Annotated in this window: 17 protein-coding genes; 4 read left to right on the forward strand and 13 right to left on the reverse strand. The window is 66.8% G+C overall.

The window, feature by feature from the left end; genetic code table 11:
* Window positions 1–170: 170 nt before the first annotated feature.
* From ftsA to ACU0B3_RS15105, 11 genes are all read right to left on the reverse strand, one after another.
* Window positions 171–1,505: a cell division protein FtsA gene (gene ftsA / locus ACU0B3_RS15055; RefSeq protein ID WP_446261690.1), complete on the reverse strand. Its 1,335-nt coding sequence runs from the start codon at window positions 1,503–1,505 to the stop codon at window positions 171–173.
* Window positions 1,506–1,508: 3 nt separating this feature from the next.
* On the reverse strand, window positions 1,509–2,381 hold the full coding sequence (locus tag ACU0B3_RS15060) for a cell division protein FtsQ/DivIB (RefSeq protein WP_446261691.1): 873 nt from the start codon (window positions 2,379–2,381) through the stop codon (window positions 1,509–1,511).
* Window positions 2,369–3,283: a D-alanine--D-alanine ligase gene (locus ACU0B3_RS15065; protein ID WP_446261692.1), complete on the reverse strand. Its 915-nt coding sequence runs from the start codon at window positions 3,281–3,283 to the stop codon at window positions 2,369–2,371. Before ACU0B3_RS15065 ends, ACU0B3_RS15060 begins: the two co-directional genes overlap by 13 nt.
* Window positions 3,284–3,401: 118 nt before the next feature.
* Window positions 3,402–4,337, reverse strand: coding sequence for a UDP-N-acetylmuramate dehydrogenase (gene murB / locus ACU0B3_RS15070; RefSeq protein WP_446261693.1), 936 nt, complete (start codon window positions 4,335–4,337; stop codon window positions 3,402–3,404).
* Window positions 4,338–4,390: 53 nt separating this feature from the next.
* A complete protein-coding gene (locus tag ACU0B3_RS15075; RefSeq protein ID WP_446261694.1) occupies window positions 4,391–4,639 on the reverse strand; it encodes a DUF2484 family protein in 249 nt (82 codons plus the stop codon).
* Complete coding sequence (locus tag ACU0B3_RS15080) at window positions 4,636–4,929, reverse strand: hypothetical protein (protein WP_446261695.1); 294 nt, start codon at window positions 4,927–4,929, stop codon at window positions 4,636–4,638. The genes ACU0B3_RS15075 and ACU0B3_RS15080 overlap by 4 nt, the downstream gene beginning before the upstream one ends.
* Window positions 4,929–6,329, reverse strand: coding sequence for a UDP-N-acetylmuramate--L-alanine ligase (gene murC / locus ACU0B3_RS15085; protein WP_446261696.1), 1,401 nt, complete (start codon window positions 6,327–6,329; stop codon window positions 4,929–4,931). Before murC ends, ACU0B3_RS15080 begins: the two co-directional genes overlap by 1 nt.
* Window positions 6,330–6,347: 18 nt before the next feature.
* Window positions 6,348–7,445: an undecaprenyldiphospho-muramoylpentapeptide beta-N-acetylglucosaminyltransferase gene (gene murG / locus ACU0B3_RS15090; RefSeq protein WP_446261697.1), complete on the reverse strand. Its 1,098-nt coding sequence runs from the start codon at window positions 7,443–7,445 to the stop codon at window positions 6,348–6,350.
* Window positions 7,442–8,605, reverse strand: coding sequence for a putative lipid II flippase FtsW (ftsW, locus tag ACU0B3_RS15095; RefSeq protein WP_446261698.1), 1,164 nt, complete (start codon window positions 8,603–8,605; stop codon window positions 7,442–7,444). Before ftsW ends, murG begins: the two co-directional genes overlap by 4 nt.
* A gap of 140 nt (window positions 8,606–8,745) precedes the next feature.
* Window positions 8,746–9,141, reverse strand: a complete 396-nt coding sequence (locus ACU0B3_RS15100; RefSeq protein ID WP_446261699.1) for a DUF6524 family protein — start codon at window positions 9,139–9,141, stop codon at window positions 8,746–8,748.
* A 216-nt stretch (window positions 9,142–9,357) separates the two neighbouring features.
* Window positions 9,358–9,561: a hypothetical protein gene (locus ACU0B3_RS15105; RefSeq protein WP_446261700.1), complete on the reverse strand. Its 204-nt coding sequence runs from the start codon at window positions 9,559–9,561 to the stop codon at window positions 9,358–9,360.
* A 709-nt stretch (window positions 9,562–10,270) separates the two neighbouring features.
* On the opposite strand from ACU0B3_RS15105, the gene ACU0B3_RS15110 reads away from it, so the two are divergent.
* The 4 genes from ACU0B3_RS15110 to ACU0B3_RS15125 all read left to right on the forward strand — a co-directional run bounded on the left by ACU0B3_RS15110 (window position 10,271) and on the right by ACU0B3_RS15125 (window position 14,018).
* The gene (locus ACU0B3_RS15110) at window positions 10,271–11,563 is read left to right on the forward strand and encodes an adenylosuccinate synthase (RefSeq protein WP_446261701.1); all 1,293 of its coding nucleotides are present in this window, start codon (window positions 10,271–10,273) and stop codon (window positions 11,561–11,563) included.
* A 26-nt stretch (window positions 11,564–11,589) separates the two neighbouring features.
* The gene (locus ACU0B3_RS15115) at window positions 11,590–11,823 is read left to right on the forward strand and encodes a DUF2842 domain-containing protein (RefSeq protein WP_446261702.1); all 234 of its coding nucleotides are present in this window, start codon (window positions 11,590–11,592) and stop codon (window positions 11,821–11,823) included.
* 189 nt (window positions 11,824–12,012) lie between these two features.
* The gene (locus ACU0B3_RS15120; protein ID WP_446261703.1) at window positions 12,013–13,203 is read left to right on the forward strand and encodes an NAD(P)/FAD-dependent oxidoreductase; all 1,191 of its coding nucleotides are present in this window, start codon (window positions 12,013–12,015) and stop codon (window positions 13,201–13,203) included.
* Window positions 13,204–13,382: 179 nt separating this feature from the next.
* Entirely contained in the window at window positions 13,383–14,018 is a 636-nt protein-coding gene (locus ACU0B3_RS15125; protein ID WP_446261704.1) for a hypothetical protein, read from the forward strand.
* On the opposite strand, the gene murD is transcribed toward ACU0B3_RS15125, so the two are convergent.
* Window positions 14,005–15,411 carry a UDP-N-acetylmuramoyl-L-alanine--D-glutamate ligase gene (murD, locus tag ACU0B3_RS15130; protein WP_446261705.1) on the reverse strand — a complete coding sequence of 469 codons (1,407 nt, stop codon included), beginning with the start codon at window positions 15,409–15,411 and terminating at the stop codon, window positions 14,005–14,007. The two genes, ACU0B3_RS15125 and murD, sit on opposite strands and share 14 nt — an antisense overlap.
* A gap of 76 nt (window positions 15,412–15,487) precedes the next feature.
* The gene (mraY, locus tag ACU0B3_RS15135; RefSeq protein WP_446261706.1) at window positions 15,488–16,570 is read right to left on the reverse strand and encodes a phospho-N-acetylmuramoyl-pentapeptide-transferase; all 1,083 of its coding nucleotides are present in this window, start codon (window positions 16,568–16,570) and stop codon (window positions 15,488–15,490) included.

The raw sequence follows: 16,570 nt of genomic DNA on the forward strand, positions 1-16,570 counted from the left end.
CCGCCCCGAGGGGTGGCGCATCGCGCCACCCCAGTGGGTCGGGTCATGCCGGAGGCATGCCTTCGGCATGACGCGGCCTGACGGTGCCCGTCAGGCGAGCGCTTTGATCAAGGGTTTGAACACTCGTACATTGGATGTGGCCCGGCTGCTGTGTCGCAACCAGCTTCCGCCTACCAGTTCTCCTTGAACCACTTGACCGCACGCTTCAGCGAGCGGGCGGGGTAGCGGTCGACGGGGATTTCGAAATCCCACCACTCGTCCTGCGGATGCGCCGCTTGCAGGCAAAGCCCGACGGCGGAGGCAAAGCCCGGACCCGTCGCCGCCTGCGGCAGGCCATGGACGCGCAGGGGGCGTCCGAGGCGGACCTGACTGCCGAGGATCTTGGCCGCCAGCCCGTCGAGGCCGGGGATTTGTGAGCCGCCGCCTGTCAGGACGATCTGCTGGGACGGCAGATGCTCGAAACCGGCCGCATCAAGGCGCGCGCGGACCTCTTCAAGGATTTCTTCGACACGCGGGCGCATGATGCCGATGACCTCGGCCACGGACACGGTGCGCCGGTCATGCTCCCAATCGCCGGTGTCGCCGCCAATCTCGATCATCTCGCGGTCGTCCATGCCGGTCGCAACAACCCCGCCGTAGAACGTCTTGATCCGCTCGGCGGTCGTCAGCGGCACTTGCAGGCCCATCGAGATGTCGGAGGTCACGTGATCGCCGCCGATCCGCACGGTGTCGGCATAGATCATGTGCTTTTTCATAAAGATCGAGACACCCGTCGCACCGCCGCCAAGGTCGATGCAGGCCGCGCCGAGCTCTTGTTCATCCTCCACCAGCGCCGAGACGCCCGAGACAAAGGCGGAGGACGCGACCCCAGCCAGCTCGAGATCGCAGCGCTTGACGCAATGGGCGAGGTTCTGGATCGCGGTCGCGTCCACCGTCAGCATGTGCATGTCGACCGACAGCCCCTGCCCGATCTGGCCCCGCGGGTCGATCAGCCCGGAGCGCGCGTCGAGCGCGAAGTTCACCGGCTGCGCGTGCAGCACCTCACGCCCCTCGCCAAAGTCCGGCACATCGCAAGAGCTGAGCACACGGGCCACGTCCTGCTCGTCGACCTGGGTGCCCGCCAGCTCGATCTGACCCGCAAGCCCATAAGAGCGCGGGTCGGCTCCCGAGAAACAGGCGATCACGTGGTCTACCCGGATCTCAGCCATCTTTTGCGCCGCCTGCACCACCGTGCGGATCGCGCGTTCGGTCTCGTGCATCGCCTCGATCTCGCCGCCGCGCACGCCGCGCGACTTGGTCGTGGCCGCCCCGATAACGCGGAACCCCGACTGACCCGCCAAAGCGCCGATCCCCTCGACCTCAGGCCGCCAGGTGCCGCTGTCGAACCGCAGCACGAGGCAGGCCGTCTTCGAAGTCCCCACGTCGAGGATCGCGATCACACCACGTTGCATCGCCGCCTTGCGCATGTTGCGCATCGCACGCTGGGACTCGTAAAGCTCGATCATCGGTTAGTTTTCCACATCCAAGGTTTTGATACGCCAGAGTTCTGACAGGCTCTGTTCATTCAGCCGCAGCGTCGCCCGGCCCGGCAGGCGCAGGTCGATGGCGGCGATGTCGCGGGCCAGCATGTCCTGCGCCCGGTCCATGACGATGACGCGGTCCAGCGCCGCGACGGGGTTTTCGCTCGGCAGCATCACGCGCTGGCCGCGGTCCAGCACCAGGTCCCAGCGCCGCGCACCCATCCGCTCGAGGCCGCGCACGCGGACGGCCAGAGGCTCGGCAGCCGACAGGACGCGCAGCGCCTCGGGCACCGCATCGCGCGCGCCAGCGCCCGCGAGCAGCGGCAAGTCCGGGCGCGCTTCGCGTTCGAAGACCTGCGCAATCGCCACGCCTTCGGTGTCGACCAAATGCAGGCCATCAAGGCCGCGCCAGAGAGCGACAGGCGTCCGTTCGGTGACATCGACCTGCAGCACCCCGCCCGTGCGGATGCGCACGGAGGCCGTCTTGACCGCATCGAGCGTCATCACCACATCGCGGATCGCGTCCAGATCGAGGTCGAACGAGGTGATGGGAAAGTCCACTGGCACGATCTCGCGGATGCCCTCGCTGACGACGGGACCTGCCCCGTCGACGGCCATCATCTGGACCATGAACTCGGGGCGGGTCTCGATCTCGTGGCGGACTTCGGCGACCATGTCGGTGAGCGCGGTCACGCGAGCCTCGTCCGAGGCGTACCAGAGCACCGCGGCGGCGGTCAGCCCGATGGGTGTGCCGATGCGCAGGACCGCCCGAAAGACGGGCGACAGCTTCCATCGCGCCCAGCGGTAGGCCCAGCGCGAGGGCGCGGGATCGTGGCGGGGCGGCGCGCTCAGCGGTTGCACGAGGCGTCCTCCACCAGCCAGGCGCAGAGCTCGGGGAACGCATAGCCCGCGTGCTCGGCCTGTTCGGGCGAGAGCGAGGTCGGTGTCATGCCGGGCTGCGTGTTGGTCTCGAGAAGGATCAAGCCGGCAATGCCCTTGGTTTCGTCCCAGCGGAAATCCGTGCGCGACATGCCGCGGCAGCCGAGCACCTCGTGCGCGCGCAGGGCGTAGTCGAAACAGGCGGCCTCGATCTCTGCGGGGATGTCCGCGGGGACGACGTGGCGGGAGCCGCCGGTCTCGTACTTGGCGGCATAGTCGTACCAACCGTCGGTCAGGATGTCGGTGACCGCCAGAGGCTGATCGCCGAGGACGGTGGTCGTCAGCTCGCGGCCTGGCGCGAACGCCTCGACCATCACGGTGCCCGGCATGTCGGCGGCGAGTTTGGGTGGCGCGTTGGCGCCTTCGTGCACGAGGTAGACGCCGACGGAGGAGCCTTCGTTGTAGGGTTTGACCACGTAGGGCGCGGGCATGACATGCGCCGCCTCGACCTCCGCTTTGGTCGCCAGCACGCTCTCGACGACAGGAAGGCCGTGGGCCCGGTAGAGCGCCTTGGTCCGCTCCTTGTCCATCGCCACGGCAGAGGCTTGCACACCCGAATGAGTGTAGGGAATGCCGAGCCATTCGAAGAGGCCCTGCGCGCAGCCATCCTCGCCCCAGCGGCCATGGAGGGCGTTGAAGATCACGTCGGGTTTGAGCTCTCCGAGACGCAGCGCGAGATCGCGGCCGGCATCGAGCTCGGTCACGGTGTACCCCGCCTGCCGCAGCGCCTCGGCGCAGCCGCGCCCGGTCGACAGCGAGACCTCACGCTCCGCCGAAATCCCGCCCATCACGACGGCAACATGGGTGGATGCCCTGCTCGACATGCCCGCCTCTGGTTCTTTTTGGGACGGTGTTCCGCCCTGCTCACCTATGTCCCAGATTGACGGGCCGTTTGCGGCCTCTTCCGGGGTCTCGTTCTTATCGTTGCGCGCGTTTTGCGCGTCAGCCGGGCTTGCCGACCCGGATCACTTCCCACTCTAGCGTCAGACCGTGTAGGTCCAACACCTTTTTTCGCACCATTTCTCCGAGCGCTTCAAGATCCGTGGCCGTCGCGCCACCGGTGTTGACGAGAAAGTTGGGATGTTTGGGTGACATTTGAGCAGCGCCCAGCGTGGCGCCTCTGAGGCCCGCGTCGTCGATCAGTTTCCACGCCTTGAGTTCGTGCGTGTCATCGGCCTGCCCCGTGGAACTGAAGCCTGCCGGATTGCGGAACGTGCTGCCTGCGGTGCGGTCCTTGGTCGGCTGGGTGGCGTCGCGCTTGGCGAGCTGTTCGGCCATGCGGGCGTGGAGCGCCTCGGGGTCGCCCTGTTCGGCGCGGAAGGTCGCCGCGGTTAGCACCCAGCCTTCGGGCAACATGCTCTGGCGGTAGCCGAACTGCATGTCTTCGGGCGTGAGCGTGACCGTCTCCCCGCTCCGCGTGATCGCTTTGGCGGAAACGAAGTGGTCGGCGACATAGGAGCCGTAACACCCGGCGTTCATCCGCACGGCACCGCCGATCGCGCCGGGGATCGTGCGCAGAAACGTGAGGTCGCGACCAGCGTCGGCGGCTTTGCGCGCGACGTGGCTGTCGAGCGCAGCTGCGCCTGCGTGAACGAAGTCGCCTCCGATGCGGATGCCGTTGAAGGCGCGGCCGAGCCGGATCACAACTGCGTCGATCCCGCCGTCGCGCACGATCAGGTTGGAGCCGACGCCCATGGGAAAGACCGGCACCGCGGGGTCGAGCGCTTTGAGAAATGTCGCGAGGTCGTCGGCATCGGCAGGCTGGAACAGCGCCATCGCAGGGCCACCGACCCGCAACCACGTCAGATCGGCCAGAGGCCGTTCCGGGGTCAGGGTGCCTTGCGGCGTTGGCAGGCCGGAACTGGGCAGATCGGGCATGGCGCGCGTCCTTCAGAAACTCGCGCGCGGTGTAGACCGGGGCGCCGGGGCTGTCACCCTCCGAACCGCTGCGTCATCCACGCCAGCGCGTGCCGCACCGGGTAGCGGAAGATGCTCAGCCCTGCCGCCAGCGCCACACCGGCAAAGAGCGGCCCATGCGCGAGGAAGACGGCCACGAGGATCGGCACGCCGGCCGCCATCAGCACACGGGCCGCGCGCCAGTGCTGGTCGCGGGACGGCAGGCTGCCGACGACGGAGGCCGTGAGCACCCAGAGACAGGCAGAGACGAGGGCGAAGCTCATCGCGGCGCCAGCGCCTCTTTCAGCCGGAGCGCCTTGGCGCGCAGCTCGGGGTATGCGGCGTGGGCCTGCTCGCAGCTGAGCACGAAAACGGTGATCATCGCCAGCACCGCGAGCGCACGCGGCACCTCGCCCCAGACGCCCGGCAGCAAGGCCGCAAGGCTCGCAAGGATGACGGCGGCGGTGAGCAAGGCCACCGTGATCAGGCGGAACTTGCCGATCTTGTCCCGCGGCCCAGTCACCGCGCAGGTGGCAGCGGCAAAGAGCACGATGAGTGTCGCAAGCGTCAGCATCACATCTCCTCCAATCGTTTGGGCAGGGCGTTGGCCCAGCCGGAAATACTGCCCGCCCCGAGGCAGACGACCATGTCGCCGGGGCGCGCCTGTTCGCGCACGAGGCGCGCGAGGTCTTCTTCGCCCAGGATCGCGCGGGCGTGGCGGTGCCCGGCCTGGATCAGCCCGGTCACGAGGCTGTCCCGGTCCGCGCCCGGAATAGGCTCTTCGCCGGCGGCAAAAACCTCGGCTATCGCGACCACATCGGCATCGTTGAAGCACGTGCAGAAGTCCGCAAAGAGGTCCGACAGGCGCGAGTACCTGTGCGGCTGGTGTACCGCGATGACCCGCCCCTCGGACGCCTGGCGCGCGGCCTTGAGGACGGCGGCGATCTCGACCGGGTGGTGGCCGTAGTCGTCAATTATTGTCACGTCGTTCCATACGCCCACTTTCGTGAAGCGCCGGTTAACGCCGCCAAAGGCCGCAAGCGCCTCGCGGATCTGCGCGGCCTTCATCCCGAGGTGGCGGGCAACGGCGATGGCGCTGAGCGCGTTCGACACGTTGTGGTCGCCGGGCATGGGCAAGGTGCAGCCCTCGATCACCATGTCCTCGCCCTGCAAGGCCACGTCGAAATGCGCCACACCGCCCTGATAACGCAGGTTAATCGCGCGCACGTCTGCTTGCGGATTGAACCCGTAAGTGACCACGCGGCGGTCGGTCACGCGGCCTACCAGAGCCTGCACTTCGGGGTGGTCAATGCAGCACACGGCGAGGCCGTAAAACGGAATGTTCGAGACAAAATCGAGAAAACCCTGACGGAGATTCTCAATGGAGCCCCAGTGCTCCATGTGCTCGGGATCGATGTTGGTGACGATGGCGATGGTGGCGGGCAGACGGTTGAAGGTCCCGTCGCTCTCGTCCGCCTCCACGACCATCCACTCGCCCTGCCCTGTGCGCGCGTTCGAGCCGAAGGCGTGGATGATGCCGCCATTGACCACCGTGGGGTCGAACTCGCCCGCGTCGAGGAGCGTCGCGACCATCGTGGTGGTCGTGGTCTTGCCATGCGTGCCGCCCACCGCGACGTTAGATTTGAGGCGCATCAGCTCCGCCAGCATCTCCGCCCGGCGCACCACGGGGAGGCCACGCGCGCGTGCCTCGTCGAGCTCGGGATTGCCCGGCTTGATGGCCGAAGAGATCACGACGACCTCCGCGCCTTCGAGGTTCTCGGCCTTCTGCCCGACGTGGATTTGCGCGCCCATTCCGGCGAGGCGCTGGGTGATGGGCGTCTCCTTGAGGTCCGAGCCCTGCACCGAATAGCCATGGGTCAGGAGCACTTCGGCGATGCCGGACATGCCGATCCCGCCGATGCCGACAAAGTGGATCGCGCCGATGTCGAGGGGCAGTTTGGTGGCAGCGTTCATCGGTTAAACTCTCTTACTTTAGGCTGACTTGTTGTGCGCAAGCGCTTCGACCATGCCCGCGAGTTCATTGGCGGCGTCCGGCTTGCCAAAGCCCAGCGCCGCCTCGGCCATGGCACTGGCACGGGCGGGATCGCCGAGGATGGCTGTAACTTGCGCGGTGAGGGCGTCGGGCGTTGCGTCTTGCTCGGTGAGGATGTCGGCGGCGCCCACCTCGGCCAGGCCGCGCGCGTTGGCGGTCTGGTGATCGGCGGCTGCCGCGGCAAACGGGATCAGCACCGAGGGGCGTCCGATCACCGAGAGGTCCGCGATGGAAGACGCGCCCGCGCGGGAGATCACCAGCTGCGCCTCGGCCATGCGGGCGGGCACGTCGTGGAAGAAGGGCTCTACCTCGGCGGGCAGGCCCGCAGCGGCGTAGTGCTCGGCGACCTTGGCTTGATCTTCGGGGCGGGCCTGGTGGCTGACGCGCAGGTGTTTGCGGATGTCTGGCGGGAGGGCCGTGAGCGCTTCGGGGACGACGTCTGAGAGGATGCGCGCGCCCTGGCTGCCGCCGATCACGAGCACCGACATCGGGTGCGGGCCCGGCGCCATATAAGGCGCGCCCGCCCGCTCGAGTACGGCGGCACGGACGGGGTTGCCGACATGGGTGCCCTTTACGCTGCTTGGGAGCGTTGTCGGCCAAGTGCCGCAGGCGATGGCGTTCACGCGGGGGGCAAAGATTTGGTTCACCCGGCCCAGAACTCCGTTCTGTTCGTGGATCATGCTCGGTAGCTTGAGGAGCGAGGCCGCGCCCAGTGCCGGGATCGAGGGGTAGCCGCCAAAGCCGACCACAACCGCGGGCATGTCCTTGCGAAAGCCGCGCCGGGCGGCCAGCGTGCCGGAGATGAGGCGCAGGGGGACTTTGATTTTCGCCAGCAGGCCACCGCGCGCGAAAGTTGCCGAGGCGACTTCGTCGATCTCGACGGCGTGCGGAAATCCTTGCGTGTAGCGTGCGCCGCGGGCATCGGTGGAAAGCTTCACCCGCCATCCGCGCGCCAGCATGACCTCCGCCAGCGACTGGGCTGGGAACATATGCCCGCCGGTGCCACCTGCGGCAATGACGAGGAGCGGCGCGCTCACGACCGACCCTTCCAGAGGTCTCCGATCTGGCCCTGAGGCCGCGCGCGGGTAAAGGCGAGGAGCATGCCGACGGCGATCCCGCCTGCGATGAGCGAGGAGCCCCCGTAGGAGACGAACGGCAGCGTCATGCCTTTGGCGGGCAAGAGACGCACGGCAACGCCCATGTTGATCATCGCCTGCACGCCGAAGGTCACGGCGAGGCCGGCGCCTGCGAGGCGGATGAACGGGTCGCGTTCGCGCATCAGGCGCATCAGCGAGCGGAAGACGATGGTGGCGTAAAGCGCGATGATGGCGAGGACGAGGACCAGCCCGTATTCCTCGGCTGCCACGGCGATGATGAAATCGGTGTGCGCGTCGGGGAGCGACCATTTCACCTCGCCCTCGCCCACGCCGACGCCAAAGAACCCGCCCTCGCGGATGGCGTTCGTGGCGTATCCGAGCTGCGTCGTGGGGTCGACCTCGGGATTGAGGAAGCCATCGATGCGGCGGGCGAAGTGCTCGGAATTGTGGTAGGCGACGGTGCCCGCGACGATCACGAGCCCCGCGATGACCATCAAGAGCACGATGGGCGCGCCGGAAATGAAGTACATCACGCCCCACCCAAAGAGCACGAGGCAGGCCTGGCCGAAATCCGGCTGGAGCGCGAGCATCAGGACGATGGTGACGGTCAGGATGAAGGACCAGAGGCGGCCCGGGGGGCCTCCGATCTCTTGCCCTGCGGCCAGCAGCCAGGCGGCGACGACGACAAAGCCGGGCTTGAGGAATTCGGAGGGCTGCACGGAAGCGAAGCCAAGGGAGTACCAGCGGGTCGCCCCTTTGCCGAAGTCGGTGCCGAGGAATGGCAGGAGCGCGAGCGCGACAAAGGCGCAGGCAAAGCCGAGCACGGCAAGGCGGCGCACCAGCACGGGCGACATCATCGAGGTGAGCACCATGGCGATGAGGGCCAGCCCGCCAAAAAGCGTCTGTCGCTGCACGTAGTGAAAGGCACCGAAGCCATTGCGCTCGGCCAGCGGCGGGGATGCGGCGAGCCCCAGAAGGAGCCCCACGCCAAAGAGCAAGAGCACGCAGGAGAGCGACCACCGGTCCACCGTGCGCCACCATTTGGGGAGCACCGGTTCGACGTCGCGCACCGGCACGGTGCCGTACACCATATCCGTCATTGGATCACCGCCAACTGCCTCAGGTCTGCCGCCCTCTCATTGTTCGGAGGGCTTTAGGCAGAGCCTAGCGGGTCTCAGCGCGTGGCGCTAGGGGGATTGCCGCGGGATTTTGCGGTGAGTCTTTGAGGTCGCAGAGGTCTTTACTGGTCGATGTCGTCGACGTCCGCCTGCCCCGACAGGATGCGGCGCACGATCGACCAGCTGAGCCCGATGCCGAGCACCAGCGAGAGCGCGATGATGCCGATCCAGAGCGTCATGTCGCGGTTGCCGAGCTGCAGCAGGCCGAGGTCGTAGAGCACCCAGAGCGCCGCGCCGACGATGGCGAGGATCAGGAGCATCCCGAAAAGCCCGATGGAGCGCAGCGTGGCGCGTAGGTAGATGATGTAGCCGACCGTAAGGAGAAGGCCGAGCAGTACCACGAGCGGCAGGTCGCTCTGATAACTGCGCGCCGCCCAGCCGACGTAGTTGAAGGGTGTCGGGTTGAAGGTCAGGGCCAGGAGCGCGAACGCGCAGGTCCAGCGGATCAAAAAGCCCATGACGTTCTCTCTTGGCTGTCGTTTTATGTGAGTATGTCAGCCCCGCGCCGGCGCCTCAAGGCGGGTGGTGGGCGGTGCCCACCTTACGCTGGCTGGAGCGTCTCATTCGAAATGTCATGCGGGGGCGTGGGCGGAGAGGGTCGGGATTTAGGTATTTTTGAACCAGAGAAGCCGGGGACCTGTGCTGGGATGCTTTTGGTGCGCTGAACGTAGGGGTCAGCCGGTGCTTGCGTCGAGGTCTGCCGCCTTGATCAGGTCGTCGAGCCAACGGCCAAGGTCGTCGACGGAGCGCTGCGTATTGGCCACGGCTTCCTCGTTGGTGGACATGCGGCGCACGAGCGTGTCGAGTTTTTCCTCGTTGCGCGCCATGCGAGCTTGAATGTCCTTGAGAATTTCCAGAACCAGTTTTTGCTCGGCCATCACGCGTCGTCCCTTGTTGAAGGTTTTGACGGTGCTGGCGATCCACCGTTGGTCATGTCTGATTCAAATAACACATGAGTGTCAAAATTTCCAGACACTTTTGCGCCGTTGGCTTGACCACTTTGGTCAACCGTTGTCGTCGTGATCGCAGGTCATGGCACCCTGCCCAGGCAATCCGGGTGCGGCGCGACAGGCCGGCGAGACCGCCATCAGGGCATTGGTGGCGCCAGCCACGCGGCGAAGGGGTCGCCGACGCGCGGCACGCCCGTGGTCGCCGCTGCGCAGGCCGAGAAGCCGGCGGAGATGACACTTGACTGGCGCATTCCGCATTGAGCCGCCGGAGCATCGCGTTGCACTTGGCCTGGTCGCAGTCGTTTCAAGGACGTCGGCGCGGGTGACTTCGATGCTCGCGATTAGTGGCTGCCGCGCGAGGACCAGGCTCTTCAGCGCCAAGCGGTCGGGTAATGGCGCGATCAGATTGATGCGTGGGCCTCGGGTGAGAACCTGTGCGCGCGTCAGAGGGCGGTTTGATCTGCAAAGTCCGGGAGCATGCGTCCCTTCAGATCACGAGCAACTCTTTTTCATACAGTGGATTTTGAGCGACGCGGCAACGGCTTCAAGACACGCCGACGCGCACGGAAAACGGTTTCCCCTTTGGCGCGGCGGTCGCTATACGGGCGCGGGTTTGACGTCAGGAAGGGCGCAAGGCATGGCAAACGTGGTCGTCGTGGGCACCCAGTGGGGTGACGAGGGCAAGGGCAAGATCGTCGACTGGCTGTCCGAACGCGCGGATGTGATCTGCCGCTTTCAGGGCGGGCACAACGCCGGGCACACGCTGGTGATCGGGGAGGCGATCTACAAGCTGCACGCGCTGCCGTCGGGCGTGGTGCGGGGCGGCAAGCTGAGCGTGATCGGCAACGGGGTGGTGCTGGACGCCTGGCACCTCCTCGAAGAGATCGAGACGCTGCGCGCGCAGGGTGTCGAGATCACGCCCGAGACGCTGATGGTGGCCGAGAACACGCCGCTGATCCTGCCCTTTCACGGCGAGCTGGATCGGGCGCGGGAGAGCCAGAACGCGGTTGCCAAGATCGGCACGACGGGGCGCGGGATCGGGCCTGCGTATGAGGACAAGGTGGGGCGGCGCTGCGTGCGCGTCGCGGACCTCGGCGATGCGGCGACGCTTGCAACGCGCGTGGACCGGGCGCTGGTGCACCACAACGCGCTGCGCAAGGGGCTGGGCCTGACGGAGATCAACCGCGACCGGCTGATCGCGCAGCTGACCGAGCTGGCGCCGAAGCTGCTGCCTTACGCCAAGCCGGTCTGGAAAGTGCTGGGCGACAAGCGCCGCGCGGGCAAGCGCATCCTTTTCGAAGGGGCGCAGGGCGCGCTCCTCGACATCGACTTTGGCACCTACCCGTTTGTGACCTCGTCCAACGTGATCGCCGGCCAGGCGGCCACCGGCACAGGACTTGGCCCCGGCGCAATCGACTACGTGCTCGGCATCACCAAGGCGTACACGACCCGCGTGGGCGAAGGCCCCTTCCCCACCGAGCTCGACGATGCCGACGGCCAGCGCCTCGGCGAACGGGGACACGAGTTCGGCACCACCACAGGCCGCAAACGCCGCTGCGGCTGGTTCGACGCCTGCCTCGTCAAGCAGACCTGCGCGACCTCGGGCGTGAACGGCATCTCCCTGACCAAGCTCGACGTGCTCGACGGGTTCGAAACCCTGCGCATCTGCACCGGCTACGAACTGGACGGGGCGCGTTACGACTACCTGCCCACCGCCGCCGACCGGCAGGCGCGCTGCACGCCGATCTACGAGGAAATGCCCGGCTGGAGCGAGTCCACCGCCGGCGCGCGCTCCTGGGCGGACCTGCCCGCGCAGGCCATCAAATACGTGCGACGGATCGAGGAATTGATCGACTGCCCGGTCGCCCTAGTCTCCACTTCACCCGAACGGGAGGACACCATCCTGGTGACCGACCCCTTTGACGACTGACGCACCAAGCCAAGGAGCGACGCGACATGGCACTGAGCTACAAGGCACGCAAACGCTGGTCCCTGGTGATCCTGCTGATCGGATTGCCCGCCTACGTGGTAGCCTGCGTGACGGTGATGAACATGATCGAACGCCCCTCGATCCTTGTCGAACTCGGCATCTACATTGCGCTCGGCTTCGTCTGGGCGCTGCCCTTCAAATTCGTGTTCAAGGGCGTCGGCAAGGCGGACCCGGACGCGCCTGCCGAGCCTGATGCCTGAAGGCTTGGGCCAAATGCATAACGCTTTACCCGGAAGCGTTGCGTTTGCGTGACCTGCGGGAGCCTCCGGCGGGAGTTTACTTGGGAAGATGAAGCGGAACGGTCCTGTCTTCTCTGGTTCAAAAATACCTAAAATCCTGCGGCCAGAAGCTATGCGTCACGCTGAAAGTCTGGGTGTCGGTGTACTGAAGTGAAAAGCACTGAGATCGATACCTTGATCCTCGGCGCAGGAGCAGCCGGGATGATGTGTGCCGCCCATTGCGCGGGGCGCACGCTGGTCGTGGATCACGCGCGCAAACCGGGGGAGAAAATCCGCATCTCCGGCGGGGGTCGGTGCAATTTCACCAACCTCGGCGTGGAGCCCGGGCGGTTCATTTCGCAAAACCCGCATTTCGCCAAGTCGGCGCTCGCGCGTTACACGCAGTGGGATTTCATCGACCTCATCGACCGGCACGGCATCACCTGGCACGAAAAGACGCTGGGCCAGCTCTTTTGTGACGGCAAGTCGACGCAGGTCGTCGAGATGCTGCGCGCCGAGATGGCGGGCGCCGAGCTGCGGCTCGAGACCGGAGTGAAGAGTGTGAGACACACAGGGGCGGCGTTTGACGTGAGGCTGGCGCGCGCAGGCGGGCCGGACGAACGGGTGCTGGCGAAGAACCTGGTGCTGGCAACGGGCGGCAAGTCGATCCCCAAGATGGGCGCGACGGGGCTGGCCTATGACATCGCGCGGCAGTTCGGGCTTAGCGTCGTCGAGACGCGCCCGGCGCTAATGCCTCTGACCTTCGACGGCCAGCCCTTTGCGGCGATGTCCGGCGTGGCCGCGCCCGTCCGGGCCACCGCCGGTGCGGCAAGTTTCGACGAGGCGATGCTCTTTACGCACCGCGGGCTTTCGGGGCCGGCGATCCTGCAGGTCTCCTCCTATTGGCGGGAGGGGGACGGCGTGCGCGTCGATCTCGACCCTATCGGCCAAATCGCGCCGGCGCTGCGCACGCAGCGGGCCTCGGCGGGCCGCGTGCAGCTCTCTACCGTGCTCTCGCAGTATTTGCCCGAACGGCTTGTGCAGCACCTCTCCGGCGATCTCGGCCTCACTCGCCGGATCGCCGATTGCTCGGATCAGGCGCTCGACGAGGTGACGGATGCCCTGCGTGCCTGGGAGCTGCGCCCCACCGGCTCCGAAGGGTACCGCACGGCAGAAGTCACCCTGGGTGGCATCGATACATCCGACCTGTCGTCCAAGACCATGGAAGCGCGCCGCGTGCCCGGCCTTTACGTCATTGGCGAGGCCGTTGACGTGACCGGCTGGCTCGGCGGGTACAACTTCCAGTGGGCCTGGTCCTCCGGCGCCGCCGCGGGGCGCGCAATTTCGGCGGGCCACGCCTGAACGCGACTTGGAACGTGTGACAGGCATGTGGCTGCAGGATTGCCCTCACATATTTCTGTTACATCCCGGACGCCCTTCCGTTACATTCCGCGCCTGAGCACAGCTGCGGCGGTCCGATGGCCTTTTCAGACTACCCTCCCTTGCAAGCGCACAACCTGGCACGCAGCCTGCGGTGCCGTGTGCCGCGGAAATGGGCGCGGGACCTGATTAACGCGGCCCGGTTCGGCCCTGCCGCACCGCTGAGTGACGACAGCCTGATCGTGCCGCTCGCCAAAGTCACGCACCGATACGCAAGCGCGCCGGGCCACCGGCTGCGACGGCGGCACTCGGGGCGCGTTGTGGGCGGGACGTGGGACCAGGCGCGGGCGCCGCTCGGCGAGGACCGGTTTACCCGGTCGTTTACGGCGCGGTTCGTGCACGGGGCCGACTGGGAGGAGACGGAGCTCTTTGCGCTTGCGCGCCGTCACATCGCCGAGCGCGGCAAGTTCGACGACTGCCGCAGCATGGAGGACGTGCACGCAAGATATACACGCATTGACCGGATTGCGGCAGAGGCACGCCTGACAGGCCGCCTCAGGGCGGTCACGGAATTGCCGGACGTGTTTCGGCGCGAGCACGGCGGTATCTTCATGCATTTCGACCGCGATGGCCTGCCCCTGCGGGATGGCGGCGGGCAGCACCGGTTTGCGCTGGCGCGCGTGCTGGGGCTTGAGACGATCCCGGTGCAGGTCGGCGTGGTGCATCTGGAGGCGGTGCGGCGGGACCTGTTGCGACCCTATATGGAGGCCGCGGCGGCGATGCTCAGCGAGCGTTGAGACCTGCCTTGACCGCCGCCACGAAGGCGTCGCCGCGCAGCTCGAAATTGTCGTACTGGTCGAAACTGGCTGCCGCGGGGGCGAGGAGCACCGTGTCGCCGGGCTTCGCCTCAGACATGGCCGCCGCGACGGCACGCTCCATCGTCGTGCAGACTTCGGTGTCGACCCCGGCAAGGCCCATGGCGAATTGCGCGGCCTCGCGGCCGATCACATAGGCTTTGGTCACGTTGCCGGTCTCGTCTGCAAGGGCGCCGAGGCCGCCTTCCTTTTGCAGGCCACCGCAGATCCAGCGGATGTTCGTGTAGGCGCGCAGGGCCATGATGGCGCTGTCGACGTTGGTGGCCTTGCTGTCGTTGACGTAGGCCACGCCGCCGGCTTCGGCAATGAGCTGCGAGCGGTGCGGCAGGCCGGGAAAGCTGTGCAGTGCCGCTTCGATCACGCGCGGCGCGAGGCCAAGCGCGCGGCAGGCGGCGTAGGCGGCGCAGGCGTTCTGGTGGTTGTGCGTGCCGGGCAATCCTTTGATGCCGCGCAGGTCGATGGAGGCGGCTTGCCGGCCCTTGCGGGTCTCCGCCAGAAAGCCCTTGCGGGCAAAGACGTTCCAGCCGGGACCGGTGAGCTTGCGCGCCGAGGAGATGCGCAGGACACGGTCGTCGGCGACGCCTTCGGAGAGCTGACCTGCGAGGAACTGGCCTTCGACCTCGTCCACGCCCACGATGGCGCGGTCCGGGCCGCCTTCGGCAAAGAGGCGGCGCTTGGCGGCGAAGTACCCGCCAAAGCCTGCATGCCGGTCGAGATGGTCGGGCGAGAGGTTGGTGAAGACGGCGATGTCGGGCGTAAGGCTGCGGGCCAGCTCGGTCTGGTAGGAGCTGAGCTCGAGCACGATGACGTCGCCGTCGATGCCGGGATCGAGGTCGAGCACGCCTCGCCCGATGTTGCCGGCGAGCTGCGCGGGCCGCCCGGCCTCGGTCAGGATATGGTGGATGAGGGCAGACGTCGTGGACTTGCCGTTCGAGCCGGTGACCGCGATGACCTTGGGCGGCGTGTCGAAGCTGGCCCAGTCGGGTGTGGCAAAGGACTGGAAGAAAAGTCCGATGTCATTATCGACCGGCACGCCGGCGGCAAGGGCCACGGCGATGGCGGGGTTCGGCGCCGGGTAGAGATGCGGAATGCCGGGGGATGTCACGAGGCGGTCGAGGCCGTCCATGGCGCCCGGTTTGGTCAGATCGCGCGCTTCGAACCCCTCGTCGCTTGCTGTGCTGCGCGCCTCGGGGTTGTCGTCCCAGACGAGGACCGATGCGCCTCCTTCGCGGAGGGCGCGGGCGGCGGTCAGGCCTGAGCGTCCGAGGCCGAGGACGGCGACGGTCGCGCCTCTAAGGCCGCGGACGGGGATCATTTGCGGGCCGGCTGGGGCTCTGCCCCAGACCCCGAGGTATTTTGGAACCAGAGAAGCTGTGGGGGGGTCATTTGGGTCAGCGGATTTTGAGGGTGGCGAGGCCGATCATCGCGAGGATGAGCGAGACGATCCAGAAGCGGATGACGATCTGGGGCTCGGCCCATCCCTTTTTCTCGTAATGGTGGTGGATCGGGGCCATGAGGAAGACGCGTTTTCCGGTGCTCTTGAAATAGAGGACCTGGATGATGACCGAGAGCGCCTCGACCACGAAGAGGCCGCCGACGATGGCGAGGACGATCTCGTGCTTGGTGGCCACGGCGATGGCACCAAGGGCGCCGCCAAGCGCGAGGGAGCCAGTGTCGCCCATGAAGACGGCGGCGGGCGGGGCGTTGTACCACAGGAACCCTAGGCCGCCACCGATCAAGCCGGCGACAAAGACGAGGATTTCGCCTGTGCCGGGGACGTAGTGCACGTCGAGGTATTCGGTGAAGTCGACCCGGCCCACGGCATAGGCGATCACGCCGAGCGCGCCGGAGGCGATCATCACGGGCATGATGGCGAGCCCGTCGAGGCCGTCGGTGAGGTTCACTGCGTTGGCGGCGCCCACGATCACCACGATGGCAAAGGGCACGAAGAGGTAGCCAAGGTAGAGCAGCGCCTCCTTGAACACCGGGAAGGCGAGTTGGTTTTGCAGCTCTTCGGGGTGGAAGGCGCTCGCCCAGGTGGCCGCAAGGCCCGCGATCAGGAAGCCGAGGAGGAGACGCACCTTGCCCGGCACACCGGCGGTCGTCTGCTTTGAGACCTTGGCGAAGTCGTCGGCAAAGCCGATCGCGCCAAAGGAGAAGGTCACGAAGAGCACCATCCAGACGTAGGGGTTGTCGAGCCGCGCCCAGAGCAGCGTCGATGTGAGCAGCGCCGTCAGGATCAGCAGGCCGCCCATGGTCGGCGTGCCGGCCTTGACGAAGTGTCCCTCCGGGCCGTCGTCGCGGATTGGCTGGCCCTTGCCCTGCCGGCGGCGCAGCACGTTGATGAGCGGCTTGCCGAAGACGAACCCGAAGATCAGCGCGGTGAAGAACGCACCGCCCGCGCGAAACGTGATGTAGCGAAAGAGGTTGAAGAAGCCGCCGTCATCCGACAGCAGGGTCAGCCAATAAAGCAC

The sequence above is a fragment of the Pseudaestuariivita sp. genome (assembly GCF_052825805.1).

Excerpts from the sequence above, each read along its gene's own strand:
- ftsA (WP_446261690.1), bottom strand. The coding sequence starts at position 1,505 with ATGATCGAGCTTTACGAGTCCCAGCGTGCGATGCGCAACATGCGCAAG.
- ACU0B3_RS15065 (WP_446261692.1), bottom strand. The coding sequence starts at position 3,283 with ATGTCGAGCAGGGCATCCACCCATGTTGCCGTCGTGATGGGCGGGATT.
- murB (WP_446261693.1), bottom strand. The coding sequence starts at position 4,337 with ATGCCCGATCTGCCCAGTTCCGGCCTGCCAACGCCGCAAGGCACCCTG.
- ACU0B3_RS15075 (WP_446261694.1), bottom strand. The coding sequence starts at position 4,639 with ATGAGCTTCGCCCTCGTCTCTGCCTGTCTCTGGGTGCTCACGGCCTCC.
- ACU0B3_RS15080 (WP_446261695.1), bottom strand. The coding sequence starts at position 4,929 with ATGCTGACGCTTGCGACACTCATCGTGCTCTTTGCCGCTGCCACCTGC.
- murC (WP_446261696.1), bottom strand. The coding sequence starts at position 6,329 with ATGAACGCTGCCACCAAACTGCCCCTCGACATCGGCGCGATCCACTTT.
- ftsW (WP_446261698.1), bottom strand. The coding sequence starts at position 8,605 with ATGACGGATATGGTGTACGGCACCGTGCCGGTGCGCGACGTCGAACCG.
- ACU0B3_RS15100 (WP_446261699.1), bottom strand. The coding sequence starts at position 9,141 with ATGGGCTTTTTGATCCGCTGGACCTGCGCGTTCGCGCTCCTGGCCCTG.
- ACU0B3_RS15105 (WP_446261700.1), bottom strand. The coding sequence starts at position 9,561 with ATGGCCGAGCAAAAACTGGTTCTGGAAATTCTCAAGGACATTCAAGCT.
- ACU0B3_RS15110 (WP_446261701.1), top strand. The coding sequence starts at position 10,271 with ATGGCAAACGTGGTCGTCGTGGGCACCCAGTGGGGTGACGAGGGCAAG.
- ACU0B3_RS15115 (WP_446261702.1), top strand. The coding sequence starts at position 11,590 with ATGGCACTGAGCTACAAGGCACGCAAACGCTGGTCCCTGGTGATCCTG.
- murD (WP_446261705.1), bottom strand. The coding sequence starts at position 15,411 with ATGATCCCCGTCCGCGGCCTTAGAGGCGCGACCGTCGCCGTCCTCGGC.